18 protein-coding genes are annotated in these 23,726 nt (G+C 64.7%); 14 read left to right on the top strand and 4 right to left on the bottom strand.

Going from position 1 to position 23,726, the window contains the following annotated elements; genetic code table 11:
- Positions 1 to 186 precede the first annotated feature (186 nt).
- The 5 genes from RBB39_RS10585 to RBB39_RS10565 all read left to right on the top strand — a co-directional run bounded on the left by RBB39_RS10585 (position 187) and on the right by RBB39_RS10565 (position 7,554).
- Entirely contained in the window at positions 187 to 1,212 is a 1,026-nt protein-coding gene (locus tag RBB39_RS10585) for an AraC family transcriptional regulator (RefSeq protein WP_045992169.1), read from the top strand.
- 81 nt (positions 1,213 to 1,293) lie between these two features.
- Positions 1,294 to 3,108, top strand: coding sequence for an FAD-dependent oxidoreductase (locus RBB39_RS10580; RefSeq protein ID WP_045992170.1), 1,815 nt, complete (start codon positions 1,294 to 1,296; stop codon positions 3,106 to 3,108).
- Entirely contained in the window at positions 3,105 to 4,544 is a 1,440-nt protein-coding gene (locus RBB39_RS10575) for a coniferyl aldehyde dehydrogenase (RefSeq protein WP_045992171.1), read from the top strand. The genes RBB39_RS10580 and RBB39_RS10575 overlap by 4 nt, the downstream gene beginning before the upstream one ends.
- Before the next feature lie 74 nt (positions 4,545 to 4,618).
- Entirely contained in the window at positions 4,619 to 6,583 is a 1,965-nt protein-coding gene (locus RBB39_RS10570; protein ID WP_157033033.1) for an acyl-CoA synthetase, read from the top strand.
- A 95-nt stretch (positions 6,584 to 6,678) separates the two neighbouring features.
- Positions 6,679 to 7,554, top strand: a complete 876-nt coding sequence (locus RBB39_RS10565) for an SDR family oxidoreductase (protein ID WP_045992172.1) — start codon at positions 6,679 to 6,681, stop codon at positions 7,552 to 7,554.
- Between the two features lie 13 nt (positions 7,555 to 7,567).
- Here RBB39_RS10565 and RBB39_RS10560 read toward each other — a convergent pair whose 3' ends face one another.
- A complete protein-coding gene (locus tag RBB39_RS10560; RefSeq protein WP_045992173.1) occupies positions 7,568 to 8,878 on the bottom strand; it encodes a DUF2252 domain-containing protein in 1,311 nt (436 codons plus the stop codon).
- Positions 8,879 to 8,991: 113 nt separating this feature from the next.
- Here RBB39_RS10560 and RBB39_RS10555 point away from each other — a divergent pair, with 113 nt between their 5' ends.
- Both RBB39_RS10555 and RBB39_RS10550 read left to right on the top strand, forming a co-directional pair.
- A complete protein-coding gene (locus tag RBB39_RS10555) occupies positions 8,992 to 10,503 on the top strand; it encodes a DNA-3-methyladenine glycosylase 2 family protein (protein WP_239452528.1) in 1,512 nt (503 codons plus the stop codon).
- On the top strand, positions 10,487 to 11,020 hold the full coding sequence (locus RBB39_RS10550; RefSeq protein WP_052704304.1) for a methylated-DNA--[protein]-cysteine S-methyltransferase: 534 nt from the start codon (positions 10,487 to 10,489) through the stop codon (positions 11,018 to 11,020). The genes RBB39_RS10555 and RBB39_RS10550 overlap by 17 nt, the downstream gene beginning before the upstream one ends.
- Positions 11,021 to 11,077: 57 nt before the next feature.
- Here RBB39_RS10550 and RBB39_RS10545 read toward each other — a convergent pair whose 3' ends face one another.
- Entirely contained in the window at positions 11,078 to 11,434 is a 357-nt protein-coding gene (locus tag RBB39_RS10545) for a DUF427 domain-containing protein (RefSeq protein ID WP_045992174.1), read from the bottom strand.
- 408 nt (positions 11,435 to 11,842) lie between these two features.
- Here RBB39_RS10545 and RBB39_RS10540 point away from each other — a divergent pair, with 408 nt between their 5' ends.
- On the top strand, positions 11,843 to 12,568 hold the full coding sequence (locus RBB39_RS10540; protein ID WP_052704305.1) for a hypothetical protein: 726 nt from the start codon (positions 11,843 to 11,845) through the stop codon (positions 12,566 to 12,568).
- 235 nt (positions 12,569 to 12,803) lie between these two features.
- Entirely contained in the window at positions 12,804 to 14,024 is a 1,221-nt protein-coding gene (chrA, locus tag RBB39_RS10535; RefSeq protein ID WP_045992175.1) for a chromate efflux transporter, read from the top strand.
- Between the two features lie 256 nt (positions 14,025 to 14,280).
- On the opposite strand, the gene RBB39_RS10530 is transcribed toward chrA, so the two are convergent.
- Positions 14,281 to 14,997 carry a DUF3581 family protein gene (locus RBB39_RS10530; protein ID WP_045991757.1) on the bottom strand — a complete coding sequence of 239 codons (717 nt, stop codon included), beginning with the start codon at positions 14,995 to 14,997 and terminating at the stop codon, positions 14,281 to 14,283.
- Positions 14,998 to 15,255: 258 nt separating this feature from the next.
- Here RBB39_RS10530 and nhaD point away from each other — a divergent pair, with 258 nt between their 5' ends.
- From nhaD to RBB39_RS10505, 5 genes are all read left to right on the top strand, one after another.
- Positions 15,256 to 16,734: a sodium:proton antiporter NhaD gene (nhaD, locus tag RBB39_RS10525; RefSeq protein ID WP_045991758.1), complete on the top strand. Its 1,479-nt coding sequence runs from the start codon at positions 15,256 to 15,258 to the stop codon at positions 16,732 to 16,734.
- A 259-nt stretch (positions 16,735 to 16,993) separates the two neighbouring features.
- On the top strand, positions 16,994 to 17,506 hold the full coding sequence (locus tag RBB39_RS10520) for a substrate-binding domain-containing protein (RefSeq protein WP_240184161.1): 513 nt from the start codon (positions 16,994 to 16,996) through the stop codon (positions 17,504 to 17,506).
- The gene (locus RBB39_RS10515) at positions 17,475 to 18,695 is read left to right on the top strand and encodes a hypothetical protein (protein ID WP_231498440.1); all 1,221 of its coding nucleotides are present in this window, start codon (positions 17,475 to 17,477) and stop codon (positions 18,693 to 18,695) included. Before RBB39_RS10520 ends, RBB39_RS10515 begins: the two co-directional genes overlap by 32 nt.
- Entirely contained in the window at positions 18,695 to 21,556 is a 2,862-nt protein-coding gene (locus RBB39_RS10510) for an EAL domain-containing protein (protein ID WP_045991759.1), read from the top strand. Before RBB39_RS10515 ends, RBB39_RS10510 begins: the two co-directional genes overlap by 1 nt.
- Before the next feature lie 105 nt (positions 21,557 to 21,661).
- Positions 21,662 to 22,471, top strand: a complete 810-nt coding sequence (locus RBB39_RS10505; protein ID WP_052704270.1) for a PEP-CTERM/exosortase system-associated acyltransferase — start codon at positions 21,662 to 21,664, stop codon at positions 22,469 to 22,471.
- Positions 22,472 to 22,539: 68 nt separating this feature from the next.
- On the opposite strand, the gene RBB39_RS10500 is transcribed toward RBB39_RS10505, so the two are convergent.
- On the bottom strand, positions 22,540 to 23,667 hold the full coding sequence (locus tag RBB39_RS10500; protein WP_052704271.1) for a DUF3541 domain-containing protein: 1,128 nt from the start codon (positions 23,665 to 23,667) through the stop codon (positions 22,540 to 22,542).
- Positions 23,668 to 23,726: the final 59 nt, after the last annotated feature.

The raw sequence follows: 23,726 nt of genomic DNA, 5'->3' as shown, positions 1-23,726 counted from the left end.
CGGGACGCCTCTTCGGCGCAGCTCGACACTCGCTCCATCATCGGCGGCGCCCTGCGGGGCGCCGCCGGCGTATACCAGCACCTCCCGCTTCGGCATATTAGACGCCTGGCATCTATATCTTTTGACCAAGCGCGGCCCCGCGCACAGAGCGATATACTGATCACACCCTGTCCCGGAGATACCCCCATGCAGCCCATGGTGCGTGCCGCGGCCCTGACCGGCTACCGTACCCTGCTCGACGAGCAGGGTGTCGATGCCGACCAGGCGCTGGCACGACTGTCGTTGCCGCCGGACTACCTCGACCGGCCGGACCGCCTGATTCCGGTGGCCACCAAGATCGACCTGCTCGAACTGGGTGCCCAGATGAGCGGCTGTCGCCACTTCGGCCTGCTGCTGGGGCGCTACCAGAATATCTCGATGCTGGGCATGGTGGGCCTGCTGATCCAGCAGTGCGCCACCCTGCGCGAGGCGATGGTCACCGTGGCCGAGGAAATCGGCCGCCACGTGCAAGGGCTCGATGTGCGTCTCGAGGAGCGCGATGACCAGGCCTACTACCACTTCACCTATCGTGTGCCCGGGCGCAGTGCCCCATCGCGCCAGCACAACGACAATACCTTGATGGGCGCCTACAACATCCTCACCTTTCTCTACGGCGAGCCGATCAAGCTACGCGCCGTCTACCTGTGCGGCGAGGAGCCACGAGACCTCGAACCCTACACCCAGCAACTGCACTCGGCGCTGCGCTTCAATCATCCCGAGAACACCCTGGTGTTCGACCGCAGCTGTCTCGACCACGCCATCGCCGGAGGCAGTCCGGCCCTGCGGCACCTGATCAACTCCTTGATGCACCGTCATCGCTGGGACGACATCGAAAGCAAGGTGGAGTGGATCATCACCAACCTGCTGCCGCTCGATCAGGTCAGCCTGGAGGCCGTGGCCCAGGCCCTGGACGTACCACCACGTACCCTCCAGGACCGCCTGCTCAAGCGCGGCCTGAGCTTCCAGCAGTTGCTCGATCGCGTGCGCATGCGCAGCGCTCGGGTCTACATGCTCGACACCCAACTGAGCCTGACCGAGATCGCCGACCTGCTTGGCTACAGCCAATTGAGCGCCCTGACCCGCAGCTTCAAGCGGATCATGGGCGAGAGTCCCGCCCAATGGCGACGAAAGCATAAGACCGAAACGCTCGATATTGCGCGATCTGTCAAATAGCGCGCGCCTTCGGTCAATCCGCCCGGCCCTGCCTTCACTATGCTCGGTGTAGACAACAACGACAGCGTGAGGGGCCAGTCCATGACGTCCAGCCAAGACGACCGTTTCGACTATGACCAGATCATCATCGGCACCGGCTTCGGTGGCTCGGTGAGCGCGCTGAGGCTCTCGGAAAAGGGCCATCGCGTGCTGATGCTGGAGAAGGGCCGGCGCTGGAAGGACGAGGAATTTTCGGACAACTCCTGGAACCTGAAAAAATTCCTGTGGGCCCCCAGGCTCGGTCTGACCGGCAATCTGCAGATCAGCCTGACCCGCAAGATCACCGCCCTGCACGGCGTCGGCGTCGGCGGCGGCTCGCTGGTCTACGCCAATGTGCACCTGATCCCCAAGGACGAGGTCTTTGCCGCCGAGTCCTGGACCCGGGTCCATGGCGACTGGAAGCAACGCCTGGCGCCCTTCTACGGCCTGGCCCAGCGCATGCTCGGTGTCACCAAGAGCCACTACGAGAACGCCGCCGACGAAGCGCTGCAGGAAACCGCAAGGCGCATGGGCCGCGAACACACCTACCAGACGGTCAATACCGGGGTGCTGTTTCCCGAGGACCCCGACGACGCCAGCGGCGCCGAGCGAGGCGACCCCTACTTCGACGGCGACGGCCCCGAGCGCAACAGCTGTCAATACTGTGGCGGCTGCACCATGGGCTGTCGCCACAACGCCAAGAATACTCTGGTCAAGAACTACCTGTGGTTTGCCGAACGCAACGGCGTGGAAATACGCGCCGAGAGTGAGGTCACGCGCATCGAGGCGCTGCCCGATGCCAAGGGACAGCGCGACGGCAGCGCCGGCTACGAGATCACGGTGCAGTCCTCCACCGCCTGGTTCGCCAAGAAGCCCTACCGGCTGCGCTGCCGGGGCCTGGTGCTGTCCGCCGGCGTATTCGGCACCATCCCGCTGCTGCTCAAGGCCAGGGACCAGGACCAGACCCTGCCCCGGCTGTCATCGCGCCTGGGACGAGAGGTCCGCACCAACTCCGAGACGCTGATCGTCAACACCGCCAGGTTCGCCGACGCCAGCGGCCAGCCCCAGGAAATCTGCCACGGCCCGACCATCACCTCGATGTTCGATCCCGACGACGAGACCCGTATCGAGATCAACCGCTTCCCCCGCTACGGCGACGCCACCTTCGCGCTGCAGAGCGCCGTGCCGCTGACCGATACCCATGGTCAGGTGCCTCGCTCGGTCAGCATGCTGATCAATATCCTGCGCCAGCCGCTGACCACGTTGCGGATGCTCAACCCGGTGGGCAAGTCGAAACACTCGATCATCTTTCTGGTGATGCAGACCAGGGACACCTACGTCCACCTGAAGAGCCAGCGCCCCTGGTACACCATGTTCAAGCCCGGCTGGTCGGTATACCAGGACAAGGATGACCGGGCGCTGTCGAACTACTTCCCCATCGCCCACGAGGCGGCGCGTCACTTCGTCGAGGCCGCCGGTGGCGGCGAGGCCGGCAACGTGGCCACCGAAGTGCTCTCCGGCGCCCCCAGCACCGCCCACCTGATGGGCGGCGTCGCCATCGGCACCAGCGCCGAGGATGGCGTCGTCGATGATCGCGGTCGCGCCTTCGGCTACCACAATCTAAGGGTCATCGATGGCTCGCTGATTCCCGGCAACCTGGGGGTGAACCCTTCGCTGACCATCCTCGCCCTGGCGGAGTACGCCTGGGCCGAGGAGCCTGTGTTCGATGAAGGACGGGCCGCCGAGGTGTCGCGCGTCCACTTTTCCAAGCCCCTGCCGGGCTCCTGCTCGGCGCTGGACGGCCACGGCGACCTGCATGGCCTGATTGCCAGCGACGCCGCCACAACGACCACCGCGACCTCTGGAGTCGACGCATGAATGCCCCCCTGATGTCACCCGATCCCCGCACCCTCGATCAGCTTGAGCAGTCCTTCCACCAGCAGCGAAGCGCCTATCTGGCGGCGCCGGTGCCAAGCTACCGGGAGCGCATCGGCCACCTCAAGGCCCTGGCCAACATGCTCAAGGACCACCAGGAGGCGTTCGTCCAGGCGATCAGCGACGACTTCGGCAATCGCTCCCGCGAGGAGACCCTGTTCTGCGAGTTCGTGGTGGTGCTCGGCGATATCAAGGACGCCATCAAGCACCTGAAGTCGTGGATGAAGCCCCAGCGCCGGCGGGTCGACCACAGCCTCTACTTCGGTGCACGCAACAGCGTTATCCCGCAACCGCTGGGCGTCGTCGGTGTACTGGTGCCCTGGAACTTTCCGCTGAACCTGAGCCTCGCCCCCTTGATCGGCATCTTCGCCGCCGGCAACCGGGCGCTGGTCAAGATGTCGGATCGTTCTCCCCGACTGGCCCAACTGCTGATCGACCTCAGCCCCGACTACTTCCCCGAGGAAAAGCTCAAGTTCTTCGCCGACGACGGCGAGCTGGGGCCTCACTTCACCCGCCTGCCCTTCGACCATCTGGTGTTCACCGGGTCCACCGCCACCGGGCGCAAGGTCATGGCCAACGCCGCCGACAACCTGACCCCGGTCACCCTGGAACTGGGCGGCAAGGCGCCGGCAATCATCGCCCCGGACTTCTCCCTGGCCGAGGCCGCTCGGCGAATCCTGTTCGTCAAGCTGCTCAACGCCGGCCAGATCTGTACCACGGTGGACTACCTGTTTCTCCCGGAAGGTAGCGTGGATGCCCTGGTCGACGCCGCCAAGGGCATCGTCGGACACCGCTACCCCGACCTCTCTAGTCCCGACTACACCTCGATCATCGACGACGCCTCCTTCGCCCGGCTCGAGGCGACCCTGGAGGACGCCAGGGCCAAGGGCGCGCGGGTGATTCCCCTGTCGCAACAGCAAAGCAACCCTGAGACACGCAAGTTCGCCCCGCACCTGGTGCTGGACGTGACCGATGACATGGAGATCATGCAGCGCGAAATCTTCGGTCCGCTGCTACCGGTCAAGACCTACCGCCAGCCGGAAGAAGTCATCGACTACATCAACGCACGTCCTCGTCCGCTGGCGCTGTATCCGTTCTCCCAGGACAGGGCGCTGGTGGACCTTTACATCGAGCGTATCCAGTCGGGCGGCGTCTCGGTCAACCATGCACTGTTGCACGTGGGCCAGCATGACCTGCCGTTCGGTGGCGTGGGTGATAGCGGCATGGGTCACTACCACGGCCGCGACGGCTTCATCACCTTCTCCAAGATGCGCCCGGTCTACCGTCAGGGCCCTGTCGACAGCATGAAACTGTTGATACCGCCCTACACCAGCACCACCCACAAGGTCCTCAAACTGATGCAGTGGCTGGTCCGCTAGCACGTTCAACAACAACACTTACGATTGCTGCTGTCGCGCCTGGTCCTGACGCCGCGACGCCTCGAGAAACCAAGATGACCATCGACACCGCTTCCGCCGCAGCCTCGCCCCTGCCCTCCTACCTCGAGCGAATTAGTCGTTTTCCGGCGATTCGCGATCGCGCCGACATCGAGGTCATCGAGGCGACCCCCTGGGCCTCGCTGGAGCTGCCCGACAGCACCCTCGAGCTGATTCAGATCAGCGCCAGGCGCCGACCCGACGCCACCGCGCTGCGCTTCGTGATGGACGCCACGGCCCAGCAGCAGGGACAGCGCTACACCTACGCCGAGTTTCTTGCCCGTGTGGTGCAGGCTGCCAACGCCTTTCACCGCCTCGGCGTGGACTCAGACGACGTGGTGTCCTTTCTGCTGCCGAGCCTGCCCCAGACCCACTTCACCCTGTGGGGCGGCGAGGCGGCCGGCGTGGTCAACCCGATCAACCCGATGCTGGAGCCCGAGCATATCGCCGGCATCATGAACGCCGCCGGCACCCGAGTGCTGGTGGCGCTGGCGCCCTTTCCGGGCAGCGACATCTGGGACAAGGTGGAAGCCATCAAGGACCGGGTACCGAGCCTCGAAAAGGTGCTGTACGTCGATGCCGCGCGCTTTCTCGGCGATGACGAAGCCCGGGCACTGCGCGAACGTCTGCCGCTGCCCGACGCCGCCGACTGGTGCGAGGACTTCGACCGTTGCCTCGATCGGGCCCCCGCCGATCGGCTCATCAATGAACGTAAGATTCACCCCGAGGAGCGCGCCTCGCTGTTCCACACCGGGGGCACCACCGGGTTGCCCAAGCTGGCACCCCATAGCCACGCCAACGAGGTGGCCAACGCGGCGATGATGCAGATGCTGTTTCGTCACCGGGAGGACGCGGTGATCCTCTGTGGCCTGCCGCTGTTTCACGTCAACGCCGTACTGATTACCGGCCTGGTGCCGCTGATGATCGGCGCGGAGATCCTGCTGGCCACCCCGGGCGGCTTCCGCAGCCCCGGCCTGGTCGACAACTTCTGGTCGTTGGTGGAGCGCCACCGGGTCAGCTTCTTCAGTGCGGTGCCGGCGATCTTCTCTCGCCTGCTCGAGGTGCCCTTCGGTGACGCCGAGGTATCGAGCCTCGAAAGTGCATTGAGTGGTGGCGCCCCCCTGCCCCGGGCTGTCCACGGCCACTTCGAGGAGCTGACCGGCATTTCGCTGATCGAGGGCTTCGGCATGACCGAAGGCACCTGCGGCAGCATGGCCAACCCGCTCGCAGGCGAGCGTCGCACCGGATCGGTGGGCCTGGCACTGCCCTATACCGGTGCCCGGGTGGTCGCCCTCGACGACCAGGGCCGCTACCTGCACGACTGTGCAGTCAACGAGATCGGGACGCTGTTGATCCGCGGCCCCAACGTCTTCGACGGTTACTCCAGGCCCGAACAGAACCGCGACATCTGGGTCGAGGATGACTGGTTCAACACCGGCGACCTGGCCCGCCAGGATGCCGATGGCTACCTGTGGATCACCGGGCGCGCCAAGGATCTGATCATCCGCGGGGGGCACAATATCGATCCGCAGATGATCGAAGACGCGCTCTACCGCCACCCTGCGGTGCAGATGGCCGCCGCCGTGGGCAAGCCCTGCGACCGGGTCGGCGAACTGCCGGTGGCCTACGTCAGCCTGCAGCCCAATCGCCATGTCAACGAGGACGACCTGCTCAGCCACTGTCAGGCCCACCTGGCCGAGAAGGCCGCCATCCCCAAGAACATCTGGATCCTCGACAGCATTCCGCTGACGGCGGTGGGCAAGGTGTTCAAGCCGGCCCTGCGACAGGACGCGGTCACCCGGGTCTATGGCGAGATCGCCGACGCCGAACTGGGGCCCGGGGTGGCACGCATCACGGCATGCCAGGATGCGACCCTCGGCCTGGTGGCGGAGATCAGGGTGGCTGGCGATGTCGATCTCTCCTCTCTCAAGGCCCGCCTCGAGGCCTTCCCGCTTCCCTGTCGCTGGCGACAGGCATCCTGATCACCGAGAGCGTTTGGCACACCGTCGACCACCACCATCCACAAGAGGCCACGCTTGTCAGACTGCCATGACAGGCTGGCGGCTGGAGAGCCACCATGTTCGAACATCGTCACTTCGTCATCACCGGAGGTTCCTCGGGTCTGGGCCTGGCGCTGGCACAGCGGCTGGTACGCGAGGGCGCGCGGGTCACCCTGGTGGCCCGCAACGAACAGCGCCTGCTTGCCGCGCTCGAGACGCTGCGAGGCGAGTCGCCGGCGGCGGTGGTCGACTGTCGGGTGGCGGACGTCACCGATGAAACCGCGACGCAGGAGGCCATGGCCGCCATCGCCGCCGAAAGCGGCGCCATCGACGGTCTGATCAACTGCGCCGGGGTAATGCGCGAGGGTTACTTCGAGACACTGACCCAGCGGGACTTTCGCGAGGTCATGGAGGTCAACTACTTCGGCCCGCTCAACGCCACTCGGGCGGCGCTGCCGTTCCTGGCGGCCCAGGGCGGGCGCCAGCACGGACACAAGGGCAATGCCCCCGCGGCCTGGCTGATCAATATTGCTTCGGTGGCGGGCTTGACCGGGGTCTTCGGCTACACCCCCTACTGCGCCAGCAAGCACGCCCTGGTGGGGCTGACCGAGTCGCTCTACTACGAGCTCGCGCCCCAGGGCATCCGGGTTCAGCTGGTGTGCCCCGGCGAGTTCGACTCTCCCATGGTCGACACCCTGGAACAGGGCCGGACGCCGGAAAATCGCGCCCAGACCCTGTCCATCCCCAAGGCCAGCCTGGACGCCATCGCCGACGATACCCTCACGGGACTGCACAAGGGTGACTACCTGATCGTGCCGACCCGCCAGGCACGCCTGGCCACCCTTGGCATGCGCCTGGTGCCGGGTCTGTCACGCAAGCTGATGACGCGGACCCTGGCGCGGGTCTATCGAGGCCCCACCCGCGAGCCGCTGGAGCCGGGCGAGCAGACCTGAGCCAGGCCAGGCATCACTGCCGATCCTTGCGTGACTGCACAAAGGTCTGATGGTCCTGGGCCACACAACGCGCGTAGCTGTGCGCCAGGGTGGTCACCATCTCGACCACCTGATCGAGGTGACCGTCGACCCGCCGGCCGACCGCCCGGGCAAAACGGCCCGGATCGTCCGGCGTCAGCGCAGCGGCGCCGCGCAGGTGCTCGCGGGCGAGGATGCCACCCCACTGCTTTACCAGCTGGCGATAGTCCTTGCCGCCCTTCAGCTTGTGGGTAGGAAAGTCTTCCTTGTAGGGCGAGCGCTCGCGCACCGAGAACACCTTGTCGCCCAGGTGCAGCCAGCCCAGGTAGATATCCGGGTGTTCGGCGATGGCGTGGAAAGCGGCGGCATGGCGAATGCCCTCATGGGGAAAGGTCGCCTTCCAGGCGCGCTTGCCGGCCTCGCTCATCAGCACCAGCCCGGCCGGCCCAGGCTGCTCCTTGACGTCGAGAATGACATCGTCGTGCTCGTGGTCCTTGCCACCCTCGATCAGCACGTAGAAACGGTCCAGTCCCAGTGAACCGGTGCCCGCATCCAGACGCCGCGCGGTGTCCTTGATGCGAAAGTGCTCGTCCTCGGACTCGCTGCGCTCGCCTTTCAGGGTATCGCGATACTCCTCGTTGATGGCCTTGCGCAACTGGCTGTCCAGGTGGGCAGGCAGGTTGGACAGCTTGCCCTCACGCTCGAGCCGGCGGCCGTCATCGTCGAGCCGGGTCCACTTGTCGAGCATCTTGGCCCGACTCTTCTTGCGCTCGACCTTTTGCATGAACGGCTTGAGCGGCCCCTTGGCGCTCTCCACATTGACGTACCCTGGGGTCTCGCCTCGGCGATGGTCGGCAAGCTCCCGATGGTAGGCAAGCACCAGGTGCTTGAGACCACGGCGCAGCGCCTTGGGCGAAAGACCCTGATTGTCGTGGGCGTCCAGCACCAGACTGATGGCCAGGCGCCAGAGATCATACTGATAGTCACCGATCAGCGAGTCGTCGAAATCGTCCATGCCGTAGCGCACGTGGTCATCGTGGTGGCCATAGGCGCCGAAGTTGAAGGCGTGGGCGTCACCCTGCAACCAGGTCTGGGTGTCGACCTGACCGCCGTAGAGCGAAAAGCGCCAGTCATGCCAGACATCGGCCCAGTACAGATGATTGGTGCCTCGAAAGAAGGCGTAGGGCGAGGCCGCGATCTTGTCGAACTTGGCCTGCCGGTCGTCTTCCCTGAGACCGGTATTGGCTGCCTCGATGGCGTCAAGCACCTGACGCGGACGATTGTGGCGAGTCAAGGGTAGCGACATGCGGTTCTCCTGTGCGGGGGGGACAACGATCTTCCAGTGAGTGCCGATTTCCGCCATTGTGGGGACAAGGACGCGATAGACTTGTCCTCAAGCATACCGTCTGGGAGAGGGACATGCCTGCGCCGTCCACCAACCTGAACGCCACCCGCCAGCCAGGCGCCCCGGGCCACGCATCAGGCGCCCGCGCATCCCACCCCATGACGCTTGATCTCGCGACGCTGCGACGAGCCCGGCTCAGTCGGGACCCACGCTTCGACGGTCGCTTCTTCGTGGCGGTGCTGACCACCGGTATCTTCTGTCGGCCCATCTGTCCGGCGCGACTGCCGCGGGAAGACAACGTGCGCTACTACGAAAGTGCGCTGGGCGCGCTCCAGGCGGGTTACCGACCGTGTCTGCGCTGTCGTCCCGACAGCGCCCCGGGCTCGCCTGCCTGGCAAGGTAGTGACACCACCCTCAAGCGAGCGCTTGCGCTGATCGACCAGGGCGCGCTGGATGGTGACTCGGTCGAGGCCCTGGCCGCACGGCTCGGTATCGGAGCTCGCCATCTGCGAGGGCTGTTTCAGCGCCACCTGGGCATTTCGCCATCAGGCTATGCGCAGCATCGTCGCTGTCTGTTCGCCAAACAGTTGCTGCATGAATCGAGCCTGACCATCGGCGAGGTCGCGCTGGCCAGCGGCTTCGGCAGCGTACGACGCTTCAACGAGGTGTTCCGCGAGCGCATCGGACTCAGCCCCCGTGATATTCGCCGGCGCGTGTCGAGCACCAGCACGCGCAAGGACACGGGGCAGGGGCTCGGCCAGTGCCTGAGCCTGACCCTCGGCTATCGTCCCCCTTACGCCTTCGCCACGCTGCGCGACTTCTTCGCTCGCCGAGCGATCCGCGGTCTCGAGTGGGTCGGCGACGATCACTACGGTCGACGTTTCCGCTGGCGTAGCGCCCGTGGGCACTTCACCGCCTTCCATCAGCCCGAACGCCATGGCTTTCGTGTCGAACTGGTCATCGACGATCTGAATCAGGTGACCGGCGTCATCGCCAATATTCGGCGCATGCTCGACCTGGACACTACCCCCTCATTGATCGACGCGACCCTGCGCGACGCGGCTCCCGGTCTGCCACTGGTGGAAGGCCTGCGCCTGCCTGGGCTATGGTCACCCTTCGAGGCTGCCGTTCGCGCCGTACTCGGCCAGCAGGTCAGCCTCGTCCAGGCGCGCGCCCTGACCCAGACGCTGGTCGATGCCCTCGGCGAGAGGACCCCGGACGGTGGCTGCCACTTTCCGAGCGCGGCGTCGCTGGCAGGCTCGCCGCTTGCCTTTCTCGGCATGCCCGACAGCCGACGCCAGACGCTTCGACGCCTGGCCGAAGCGGTGGCAGGTGACGAGCGCAATCCTCCGCACTGGGAGGACATTCTCGGCATCGGCCCCTGGACCGCCGGCTACGCTCGTCTAAGGGGCGAAAGCGACCCCGATGTCTGGCTCGCCGGTGACGCCGTGATTCGACGCGTCCTGCCCCCCCCTTCATTGGCTGGGGGCGACAGCGATATCGGCATCGACATTGACAAGGCCCGCCCCTGGCGCAGCTATCTGCTGCTGCAACTCTGGAGTCATGACCATGACAACGACCCTTGATCCCATCGCCTGTCTCGACGCCTTCGCTGGACTCGAGGTCTACCATCCGCCCGAGGTCGACGCCCTGGGAGCCATCGTCATCGCCGCTACCCCTGGCGGCGTCGCCCGACTCGACTTTATCGACGTCGACCGGGCCGAGACCATCACGGCTCGCCCCTCGGAGCACACTCGCGCCTGCCGCGAACAGCTTGATGACTACTTTCAGGGGCGACGCCAGAGCTTCTCGCTGCCGCTGGATCCCCTGGGCACCGACTTCCAGCGTCAGGTGTGGAAGGCGCTGTCGGAGATCCCCTTCGGCGAGACCCGAAGCTACGCCCAGATCGCCGAAGGACTCGGCCGCAAGGGAGCCCACCGGGCGGTGGGCGCGGCCAACGGACGCAATCCCATCGCCATCGTGGTGCCCTGCCACCGGGTCATCGGCAGTGATGGCAGCCTTACGGGTTATGCAGGTGGCATGGGGCGCAAGCAATGGCTGCTGGCCTTCGAGGCCCAGGAAGTGCCGCTGGAGCTATGCTGACCAGTTCCTGACCGCCTGACCGCCTGACAGGGCTCTCTATCGCCAAGCGGCCCCTCTTCAGGATTCGACGCTGGCGGTCGCGACCCTGGGATCGAATACCAGGTGGGCGCGGATCGCCTGGACGCCATCGAGGGGTTGTTCGTAGCTCCACACCGAATCTTCGTAACGGCGGCCGTTGACCTCCACATGGAAGTAGCGAGCGTCACCCTTGAACGGGCAGTGGGTCCGGGTGTCGCTTTCTACCAGACGACTCATGTCGACGTCACTGCGAGGCAGGTAGAGACGTGGCGGGTAGCCCGGTTCGGTGAGTTCCAGCGCGTGCAGGGTGTCGGCCAGGACCTGGCCTTCGACGTCCACTCTTACGCGGGTGGTCAAGGGGTAGATCGAGATTCGCTCCGTACGGGGGGTATCCATCGGCAGCATCCTCTGCGTGTCGGGAAGATGACGGTCTCGTCGAGTGCTGGCGAAGACCGAACCGGATTCCCGGGTGCCCTGCGCGGGCCCATTCCGAAGACCCCCGACGCCATCGCCTGCTCTCAAATTTCCATGAATCACAGTACCACGCCTGTAGAACACACTTTCAGCGTACTTTTTGCTGATTCAGCCTGATGCGCCGATTCAGCACAGCACTATCGCCCAGAGCTAGTGAGTGCTTATTAAGTGGTATCCGATATCCAGGTTTTTTATGCTAAGGACCGGGCGTGCGCTGAAATTCGGGCGTCGCTCTTGTCATGTCGTCCGTCCATTCGACTGCCCCCTCGTTCGACTGACCTGGTGTCTCATTCGCCCCGTCGCCATCCAACGCTCATCCAAGGACATCCGATGCCCCCCTTCGCACGTACCTCCCTCATTCTGGCGCTTCCTCTGCTGACCACCGCCTGCGCCGGCATGTCCACCAGCAAGCCTGCCGTGGCCCAGCAGCTCGACTGGTCCGCCGCTCCGGTCTATTCCACCCTGACCCTGAGCGCCGGCTTCCAGCCGGATCCCCAGACCCTCGACGTGATGGCCGGCGGCAATACCCGGGCCAGTGTGGTCAGCGCCGACTGCGCCGGCTTCGTCAACGCCGAGGCTCCGGATGTGGACATCAACTACACCGCCGGCAGCTATCCGCTGAAGATCGCCGCCACCTCGGCCAGCGATACCACCCTGGTGGTCTACGACGCCAGCGGCATCTGGCACTGCAGCGATGACGCCGACGGCACCGATCCGGCGGTGGTACTGACCTCGCCCCCCAGCGGCAACTACAACGTCTGGGTCGGCAGCTACGATGGCAGCGGCCAGCTGGCACCCGCGACCCTGGTGGTATCCGAGTCGCTGTCCACCAGCAGTGCAGCGTCGGCCGGCGCCTCTGCCAGCGCATCGAGCAGCTACGTCGGTGGCGAGATCGAGTGGGGCGACGACGGCAGCCAGTGGAGCCACGACGGTGAGTGCGATGATCCTCGCTTCGCCGGCCCCGGCGTTGCCAGCGGCAATATCGAAGCCGATCGCTTCCACGACGCCAGCGACTGCCGCAGTCTGTATGAACAGGGCCGCCTCTACCTGCGCTAAGGCTTGCCTGAAAAGTACCGGCGCTGGCTCACTGGCGGGATGGGGCCCTGGCCGAAGGGCCAGTCGGCCAGACTGGGGATAGAGCGGAGATTGAGTTGAGATAGGGTGGAGACAGAGCGCAGACAGAGAGGGGGCATGACGCCCCCTGTCCATGCCACCTGCCTTCCGTTATCTCCTTTCATTTCACTGTCACCTCGAGGTGCCAGACTGGACTGCCACTTTTCGCGGTGACGTCATGGAACACAGCCCTCAACAATCGCAACAACCCCTCCGACAACAGCCGCGACGCCACCTGGATATCTTTCTGACCTTCCTTGGCCTCGGGCTGACGTCCTTCGGCGGTCCGGTCGCTCATCTCGGGTACTTTCATCAGGTCTTCGTCAAGCGCCGGGCCTGGCTGAGCGAATCCGCCTACGCCGAACTGGTGGCGCTGTGCCAATTTCTTCCCGGCCCGGCCAGCAGCCAGGTGGGGCTTGCCATCGGACTGATCCGCGGCGGCCTGGTCGGCGCCCTGCTGGCCTGGCTCGCCTTCACCCTGCCCTCGGCACTGGCGATGATGGCCTTCGCCTATGGTGCCGGTGCCATGGACGGCGCCCTTGGCGAAGCGCTGATCCACTCGCTCAAGCTGGTCGCCGTGGTGGTCGTCGCCCAGGCCCTGACCGGCATGGCCCGCAGCCTCTGCCCGGATCTTCCCCGTGCCAGGATGGCGCTGGTGGCGCTTGCCATCATGCTGGTCGTCGGCGGCATCGGCGCCCAGGTGGCGGTCATCGTGCTGGGAGCCCTGGCAGGTCTCCTGCTGCTGGAAGGCGCGACGTCAACGTCGACCGACGACGCTGGCGTGCCGGCACCATCGCTGGCGTCCTGGGCGAGTCCCGTTGCCCTGGTGCTGTTCGCGCTGCTGCTGGGAGGGCTGCCCCTGCTGCACTGGCTCTCGCCCAACGCCTGGACGACGCTGGCCGACGGTTTCTATCGCGCCGGCGCACTGGTGTTTGGCGGGGGCCATGTGGTGTTGCCGCTGCTGGACGCCGAGGTGGTCGGCCGCGGGCTGGTCTCGACTCAGGAGTTTACGGCTGGCTACGGCGCCGCTCAGGCTGTTCCGGGGCCGCTGTTCACCTTCGCCGCCTATCTGGGCAGCGTTGCCGGCGGCGTGTGGGCGGGCGCCCTGGCGCTGGTCGCCATCTTCCTTCCCGGGGCCCTGCTGGTGATCGGGCTGTTGCCGGCCTGGCAACGGCTCGGCCGTCGCCCTCGCCTGAGGGCCGCCATGAGCGGTGCCAACGCCGCTGTGGTCGGGCTGCTGGGGGCCGCCTTCATCGATCCGGTGTGGCAAAGCGCCATCGTCTCGACCCTCGACGTGGCGATCGTGGTGGCAGGATTCGTGCTGCTGAAGCGGCTGCCGGTGTGGGCACTGGTGCTGGCGTTTCTGGCGTTGGGGCTGGTCAGGGGGCTGCTGGGCTAGGGCTTGTCTGAAAAGTGCCTGCGCTCGGTAATACGGCGTTAAAAATCGGCTGGTGCGCCAGCCCGGTCAAAATGCTCATTTACACCCCGTAAACTGCGCTTTCTCACCGATTTTTGCCTTGTCTAACCTTCGCTCGTCGACTTTTCGCACAGCGCCTAGGGCTTGGCTGGTACGAAAGGTGCCTGCCTGCCCATGAAGAAGGTGTCGCTCCCGACGCCGGCGATACCAGCAGCCGGCCGTCAGGTCCGGCCCGGACTCAGCAGGGAGTGCCGGCGTGATCCCGCTTCAACTGGTAGAACTGGTCGACGATGTCGTCCATGGCCTCGGCGTCATAGGGACACAGGCCACTGACCACCAGCTTCTTGCCACCATGACCGATACTTTCTCCAGCGGCGTCGATGGCGAACTCGAGGTGCACGTCACCGCGCTTGCCGATGACCTCCAGGCGGGAATCCAGCAGCCGTAACGCCGGCGCCAGCGCATCCAGTCGCGTCAGCGAAAAGCCCATGCTGTCGTAGATCACCAGCGGCCGCTTGGGATTGAACATGACACCGCAGTCTTCCATCAGCGGCTTCATGTAGTGAGGAAAGTTCTTTCCAGAAAACGCCACGTAGCAGCGCGTGAAGGCTTCGACGACGCTCTCGTCGAAGGTCACCTCTCCGCGCCGTTCGACCTCCAGATAGCACTTGCCGTCATCGTCCAGCACCCGTATCACCCGGTCGCCTTCCTCGCGAAAACTGAGCGCCCGATCCGCCCCCACCATGGCGAGAAAGCGAAAGTTCATGTGCGGCGACAGTCCGAAACGCTTCAGCACCAGAGCGAACAACAGGTCGCCCGGTACGCAGAACCGCCGTGCGCCCGGTGTGTGAATGGGGTTGAAGTCGCCGGCTATGCACTTGGCGAAGCGGCTCGCCTGGTCAGCGGAAATCACGATGCGATCATCGACGCAGGAGTGGTAGTCATCAAGAAACATGGAACAGGCGCCTGGCTGAAACTGAAGATGGAGCTCCCGGAGGCTCTCCAGGCGAGCATGATGCCACAGAACCTGCCGAGATGAGCACCGCCGGCATCAACTAGCACAGATTCTTGCCCCGACAACCGGACAGGGCCTCACTACTCCTACCAAAGGTGCATTCCAGCGCGCCTTTGGCAGCATATTGCAGTGCAAAACGCTGTGGTAGTCTCGACGTCGATTTCTCCCTTTCTCATTCACTTTCAGGATGACATCGTCATGCATAATTATGACAACAAGAGGATACGACGACCGGGTCGCTGGCTCGTCCTCGCCGCTCTGCTGCTGATGGGGCTCACCCTGGCGGGAGCCAGCCAGGCGGTGACCGGAGAACTCGACCTCACCGGCTCCTTCGCCGGCTTTCTGGCGGTGGCCATCTTCGTACTGGCCTACGCCCTGGTGATGGCGGAAGAAAAGCTGCACATGCGCAAGTCCAAGCCCGTGCTGGTAGCGGCAGGCCTTATCTGGGCGCTGATCGGCTGGACCTACGTGCAATCCGGTATGCCGGATGAGGCCGAGCATGCCTTCCATATGACGCTGCTGGAATTCTCCGAGCTGATGCTGTTCCTGCTGGTAGCGATGACCTACATCAACGCCATGGACGAGCGCCGGATCTTCGATGGCCTGCGTTCCTGGATGGTCCAGAAAGGCTTCAGCTACCGCACCCTGTTCTGGCTCACCGGCGGCCTTGCCTTCGTCATCTCGCCGATCGCCGACAACCTGACCACGGCGTTGCTGATGTGTGCGGTGGTGACCAAGGTGGCCGAAGGTGACAAGCGCTTCATCAATCTCTGCTGTATCAACATCGTGGTCGCAGCCAACGCAGGTGGCGCCTTCAGCCCCTTCGGCGACATCACCACCCTGATGGTCTGGCAGGCCGGCCTGATCGAATTTCAGGAGTTCTTCGAACTGCTGATTCCCTCGCTGATCAACTTTGTGGTCCCGGCGGTGGTGATGAGCTTCTTCATCCACAATCGCACCCCGGACAGCCTCGAGGAGACGGTGGAGCTCAAGCGTGGGGCACGCCGCATCATCGTCCTGTTCCTGCTCACGGTGGCCACCGCCGTTGCCTGCCACACCCTGCTGCACCTGCCGCCGGTGCTTGGCATGATGACCGGACTGGGCTATCTGCAGTTCTTTGGCTTCTATCTGCGCAAGAGCCTGCCCAAGTCGCTGGACCGCAAGCGCACCGTCTATACCCAGAAGGGCGACTGGAAGAAGCTCGAGCAACTCGGCAGCGTGGTCCCCTTCGATGTGTTCAACCGGGTCGCCCGGGCTGAGTGGGACACCCTGCTGTTCTTCTATGGTGTCGTCATGTGCGTTGGCGGTCTTGGCTTCATGGGCTATCTCGGACTGCTGTCTGACGTGATGTACAACCAGTGGGACGCGACCTGGGCCAATATCGCGCTCGGTGTCATTTCGGCGGTGGTCGACAACATTCCGGTGATGTTCGCGGTACTGACCATGGAGCCAGAGATGTCCCACGGCCACTGGCTGTTGATCACCCTGACCGCTGGCGTCGGTGGTAGCCTGCTGTCGATCGGTTCCGCTGCTGGCGTCGCGCTGATGGGCCAGGCACGCGGCTATTACACCTTCATGGGCCACCTGCGCTGGGCCCCGGTGATCGCGCTGGGCTACGCCGCCAGCGTCGCGGCGCACCTGTGGTTGAACCAGGCCAGCTTCGCCATTCAGGGCTGAATCCCGGCCGTCCCTCTCTCTGCCATGCCACCTTCGCAAGCACCACATCGCCTTGCGTTGGTGGCATAAACTCTTTACTACCTCTCTTTTCCCCCACAGTGACTCACCTTAGGATAAGCTTGTTAATGCACAAGCTGGGCGCATTTGATGCGTAACGACATCTGGCTATCTACCTATAAAGAGCGTTTTTCTGCGGCCAAGCCCAAGAAATGCGACGTCGCAAGGAAGCCATGCAGGGAATCCGGAGCACTATGACACAGTGGATGCCACTCTCCAGGTGGCGATTGTCCTCCATCGAGGCTGCAGAGAGGCTGCGTTGATGCGTCGGTTATCTCTTCGCCTCCTGTTCTGCATCTGGACGGTCCTGATCTCCGGAGGGCTGGCCAGCACGGCTGCGTGGGGAAAGACCGCAGACGAGGTGGTGGTCATTTCTCATCCTGGCCTTGCCCTGAGCGAGCTCGACCGCGATACCTTGCGGGCGATCTTTGCCATGCGCCTGCGCACCTGGCCCAGCGGGCAAGGCGCGGAGGTGTACGTCCTGGCCAGTGATGACCCCGTCCACGCCACCTTCGTCAAGGAATGGCTGTCTGTCTATCCTCACCAGTTGCAGCTGGCCTGGGACCGCATCGTCTTTTCGGGTACCGGGCAGGCGCCACATCGTGTGCGCAGTCAGCAAGACATGATCGACACGGTGGCCACCACCCCCGGAGCCATCGGCTACATCGAAAGGGAGTATCTGGATGAGCGCGTCCAAGCCATTGCCAGGGATTAGGTCGGTGGGATGCCGCCTGGGGCTGCTGGCGCCTTCGCTGCTGGTGCCGCTGCTGCTGGTGTCCACCGCACAGGCGTCCCCCCTGGACACCTTCCAGGTGCACGGTTTTCTGAGCCAGGCGCTGGTGATCACCGACGACAACAACATGTTCGGCGACAGCAGCGATAGTGGCGGCAGCTGGGACTACACGGAGCTCGGCATCAACGCCTCCATCCGACCCACCGAGAACCTGCTGCTGGCCGCCCAGGCCCTGAGCCGGCGCGCCGGCGAGGTCGACAACGGTTCGGTGGAACTCGACTACGGTATCGTCGACTGGCAGATGCTGTCCGACCGCGATCGCACCTTCGGCATTCAGGTCGGGCGCTTCAAGAACCCCTTCGGCTTCTACAACCAGACCCGGGACGTGGCCTTTACCCGCCCCAGCATTCTGCTGCCGCAGTCGATCTACTTCGACCGCACCCGTTCCCTGGGGCTGTCTGCCGACGGCGTCAGCCTCTACCATGAAGAACGTATCGACAATGGCGTGATCCACGCCCAGCTGGGTGTGGGCCAGGCCCAGGTGGATGACGATGTGGAAGAGGTGCTGGGGCTCGATGTGTTGCCCGGCTCCTTCGACGCCGACACCTCGGCGGTAGGCCAGGTGCGCTACGAACACGACGGCGGTCGCATGGTATTTGCCGTCAGCGCGGCTTCGGTCAAGGCCGACTACGACTCCCCCGGTGCCTTTCCCGGAGACGGCAAGCTCGATTTCCAGCCGTGGATCTTCTCTGCTCAATACAACGCCGAGCTGTGGAGCCTGACCGCGGAGTACGCGCTGCGCGACGTCAGCCTCACCGGCTTCGACGCCTTCGAGGACAACGAGAACCAGGGTGAAAGCTGGTACGTGCAATATCGCCGGCGCTTCCTCGACGACTGGCGCTGGCTGGTCCGCTACGACAGCCTGGTCAACGACCGCGACGACCGCAACGGCACCGACTACGAACGCGAAGGCCGTGGTCCGGCCCACTCCCAGTACGCCAATGACTGGACCTTTGGTCTGCAATGGCAGCCCCATTCACGGGTCATGCTGGCGGGCGAATATCACTATGTGGACGGGACCGCCTGGCTGCCGGTTCAGGATAATCCAGATCCTGAAGACACCGAGCGACGTTGGAACATGTGGCTCTTCCAGCTCTCGTTGAGGTTCTGATGCCGGTTACCAGCCCGTCACGCCCCGAGCGCCTTCGCCTGGGCCTCACATGGCGAGTGGTCACCCTCACCAGCCTTTTGCTGGTGGCGTTGGCAGTGCTGTTCACCTACCTGTCTCACACCAACCTGACACGTCAGTTCACCGCCACGCGCCAGGAGCAGATCGAGCGCCAGCAGCGTGAGCTCGAGTTCGCCATCCGCCGTTCGGAAAAAGGGTTGCAGCAGCTGGCGGGACTGATCGCGGCCTCGCCCGACCTGGGCCCTGCGCTGGAGCAGGGGGCCCCGCCGTCACCGCCCGAGGCGCTGTCCCCTGCGTTGGCCTCACTGTGGCCCTCGCTCCAGCTGGAGGCGGGCATCGAACAGATGCTGGTCTACGATGATCGCACCCGTGCGGTCATGTCGCTGGGGCTCGAACCAGGCCAGTCGCCGCCGCCTCATTATCGGCGCTGGGTGGAAAGCGTCATGTCCCAAGAGCTCCCCCTGTCGCCGCTCGAGTGCTCTCCCGAGTGCCGCCAGTATGCCGTAGTCCCGATACTGGCCAGCGGCGGCAGCGCAGGCACCCTGCTGCTGTCTCGCTCGTTGGCGGACGTCGCCCGCCAGACTCGCGAGATATCCACCAGCGAGGTCGCCCTGATCAGCGTCGATACCAGCGCCACCGAAGCCACCTTTGAACCCCGTCGACTGAACGGCTGGAAGGGACGGGTACAGGCGGTGACCAACGCCTCACAGAGCCTGCCGCTGCTGCACCAGGCAAGCCGAAAAGGTTCCCTCGAGGCATTGGCGCAGGAACCCCTGCGCCTCGAACAGCAGGGACGTCATCTGGAGCTTTCCGCCGTCCCGCTGACCTCGTCCTCCGGGGCTCGTGCACCCGCCTATTTCGTGCTGATCTCGGACATCACCACCCAGATCCATGCCATCCAGCTCGATACCCGGACCCAGATGATGGCCAGTCTGTTCGGCTGGCTGTCTGCCGAACTTCTGCTGCTGGCGATCCTGCTGCGTCCCATGGCTCGACTGCGCCGGGTGGCCTCGGTGCTGCCGCCGCTGGCCAGTGGTGGCTTTTCCCAGGCGCGCGAAGCCTTGCCGCTGGCGCCACGTCGCCTGCCGGACGAGATCGACGTGCTGGAATCCAGCACCCTGACCCTGGCCGACAAGCTCGAGCGCCTGCAGCGCCAGGTGGCTCAGCGGGGGGATGAGCTGGCACGTCGTATCGATGAATTGGCCAGGGAGCGGGACTTTGTCAGCAATCTGATCGATACCGCCCAGGTGCATATCCTCACGCTGGACGAAGAGGGGCGCATCGACATGGTCAACGACTACCTCAAGGACCAGCTCGGCTGCCCCTCCCAGGAACTGCTGGGGCGTCGTTTCGACGACATCTTCGGCGCAGGCCCGGGGGACAGCGAGCCCAGCCAGCCCTTGCATCAGGAAGAACGCACCCTGACCCTTCCCGATGGGGAGCCACGCACCATCATCTGGTACCACAGCCCGCTGAAGAGCGGTGCCAAAGCCTCCCTGGCACGCATATCGGTGGGACTTGATATCACCGAGCGCAAAGCCGCCGAGGCCAGACTGACCTGGCTCGCCGAGCGCGATCCGCTGACCGAGCTCTACAATCGTCGCTTCTTCCTGGAGTCGCTGCGCAAGGCCCTGGCCCGAGACGAGCAGGGCGTGGTCATGCTGCTGGACCTTGACCAGTTCAAGGAGGTCAACGAGCTCAGCGGCCATCATGCCGGGGATCGCATGCTGCATACCGTGGCCCGCCTGCTGCAGCAGGAGTACGCCCACCGAGGGGTCATCTCGCGCCTCGGCGGCGACGAGTTCGCCCTGCTGCTGCCTGGGGTCGACGACGACCACGCGATCCGCGTCGCCCAGCACCTCAACCAGTTGTTCGAGAGCCTCGGGTTCGTCGCCGAAGGACGTCGCCACCGGGTCACCGCGAGCATCGGTATCGTCCCCTTCCCCACCGAGGGCGCCACCCCCGCCGACCTGATGGCCAGCGCAGACGTAGCCATGTACAAGGCCAAGGCCAGCAACCTGCAACGCTGGCACCTGCTGGCCACTCTGGAAAATGCCCGGGATGAGCTCAACGAGCGTGTCTACTGGGTCGACCGCATTCGCCGAGCCCTGGTGGAGGGTGACTTCGTGCTGATGGTGCAGCCCATCGTGCGGCTGGAGGATCGCTCGATCCGCCACTACGAGGTGCTGCTGCGCATGCGCGACGACGATGGCAGCCTGATATCACCGGCACGCTTCATCCCGGTGGCCGAACATTCAGGCCAGATCGTGGCGATCGATCGCTGGGTGCTGCATCACTGCGTGCATGCTCTGGCGAGGCTCGAGGGCATCAGCCTGGCGGTCAACCTGTCGGGACAGTCGCTCCACGACGAAGGGCTGAAGCAGTACCTGGCCAACCTGCTGACGGTCAGTCAGGCCGATCCCCATCATCTGGTGCTGGAAGTTACCGAGACCGCCGCCGTCACCGACTTCTCCACCGCCCGCGGGGTGCTGCAGAGCGTACGTGATCTAGGCTGTCGGACCGCGCTGGACGACTTCGGCGTCGGTTTCTCGAGTTTCCACTATCTGGGCCAGTTGCCGGTGGACTATATCAAGATCGACGGCTCCTTCATCCGCAGCCTGGCCACCAATCCCGACAGCCGCGTCATCGTCAAGGCGGTGTCGGACATCGCCACCGGCTTCGGCAAACAGGCCGTGGCGGAGTTCGTCGACCAGGAGGCGCTGATTCCGCTGCTGTCGTCCTACAACATCACCTATGGCCAGGGGTATCACCTTGGCCGTCCTGTGCCCTTCAAAGAGGTCTTCGCCTTCGATCCAGTGATCGACATCGATTCGGTAAACTAGTGCATATTGAATGGGTATTATCATAGACAGGGTGTACCGGAGCAGGGAGCCGGACGCCCGCCGGGCCTTTACGGCCCGGCTATAACAACACGGAGGTGATCCCCCATGCCAGCAGCAGACACCGAGAGGCCATCCCGGCAACAGCGCCTGCTGGAGCAGTTCGCCGACCAGTTCCGGGTGATCCTGGTAAAGACGGTCGCGGACAGGGAGCGGGTCTATTCGCTGCGCCATGACGTCTTTCTACGTGAGCTTCAATACGCCCTGCCAGGCGACAGTGACAAGCAACAGGAGCATGATGACTTCGATGAACAGGCCATCCACTGCCTGGTCGAACATCGCTCAAGCGGTCTCGCGGCGGGCTGCGTGCGACTGGTATTTCCCCCCGTCGATCGTCCGGATGACCTGCCGGTGATGAACGCCACCCGCAGCGTCTTCACGGCGCCTTCGCTACATCCGCGACAGCACGACGGGCGCCAGATCGCCGAAATTTCTCGCCTGGCGATCTCGCGGCTTTTCCGGGCCCCAAGCAAGGGCGAAGAAACGCTGCCGGTACAGTTTCCTCCGGAGGAACGCCAGGCATTTCCGTTGATCGTCACCGGCCTGTTCTTGAGCGCCCACGCCCTTGCCGGCCTGACCGCACGGCGACACCTCTACGCCCTGATGGAGCCTCCCCTGGCGCGGCTGTTGACCCTGTCCGGCTTTCGTTTCCAGCCGGTGAGCGACACCATCCACTACTGCGGTACCCGGCGTGCCTACTACATCGACAACGAATGCGCCGAGCGCGAACGCAATCCGCTGCTGACGCCGCTTTACCTTCGTCTGCACGAGTCACTGGGGGCCCAGTTGCCCGCCACCCGGGACCACCTCGACGGACTGGGGAGCCTGTGGCGCTCGACGTCGAGCTGCCGGGTATAGCGAGGCGTCGGTCGAGTGTCTGGCCTCTCGACCCGACCCTTGAGCGGACTTCCGACCCGGCCTCCAACTCAGTCCTCTGGCGACGTAGCCAGGGACCGCCCAGGCAGTCGGCAGTCACGCTCCTCGGAGATGTTCTTGAGGACCAGCCGCGGCCCTGAATACAACCGCCCGTCCCACCCCAGCGTCATGATCGCCAGCACGTTGCGATGCTCACCTTCGCCCAGATCGAACCCGCCGTCGGTGGCGGGCAGGATGCCCGACTGCGGATCCCGTCGTGCCAGCAGCGCTTCATGCAGCACCGCCACCAGCGGATGATCGGCCTGCCCTGCCAACTGCAGCGACAGCGCTACCTCGGCGATGATATCGGCCTTGACCTGCAACAACGCCTCTCCCTGGCCGAGCAACGCCGCCACCGCCCAATCGAGCTCGCCGTCGGACAGCATCCGCTGGTAGTAGTGGCTCGCGGCGATGATGAAGTGGGTCAGGCCGTAGACCCAGTTACGATATTCCGCCGGCGACAGCCCCTCGATCCGTCCGGGTGGATAACGGTCACGAAAGGCCCGGGCGAGTTCGCCACGCAGATCCACGATCCCCAGCTGGGCCAGGAAGGCGGCCTGGTTGGCCACCTGGGCGGCATACACCGACACCACCTCGGGGTCGGTCAGAAAGGCCCGCCAATCCACTGCGCCCACGGCCTGCTCAAGCGAGCGCCGGTCAGCCTCGGAAAGTTGTCCAAGCAAGCCGTGGTAGCGGGCCTGGGCCAGCCGAAACAGGATGCCCCGAGGCAGCATCATGTCGACATGTTCCGACAGCATGGCCTTGCGCCGACGCTGCTTGGGGCTGGTCTCGGGGTAGGCCGCCAGCAACTCGCGATTGCGCTGGCGAAGCCGGTCACTGTCCGCGACGGTGAAGGCGTCACGCGCGAGCTGATCGAGCAGACGTCGGCCGTAGGCATGATTGGCGCATAGGTAGGCAGGGTCACCGGTCACCCGCCACAACCGCTGGGCGTAATGGCGCTGCTTGTCGGCGGGAAGAAGGTCGAAGGAGGTTTCGTAGACGGCACGGATCTCGGCGGCGGCGCGTGCGCAGTCAGCACAGGCAGTCCTGACAGTGAGCGCCGACTCGCTGCCAGCGCCGGCCGAGACGCTGTGAGCCCCCACCGATACGGCCAACCCCGACGCCAGCAGCAGCACCATAAGCACAGCCGCAGCTCGCGACCTCTTCCACAAGCGACAAACTGCACTGTCCATGCCAT

This window comes from Halomonas sp. MMSF_3323 (assembly GCF_030733595.1).
In the GTDB taxonomy this organism is placed as follows: domain Bacteria; phylum Pseudomonadota; class Gammaproteobacteria; order Pseudomonadales; family Halomonadaceae; genus Halomonas; species Halomonas litopenaei.
This window is presented reverse-complemented; position numbering and strand designations above follow the sequence as displayed.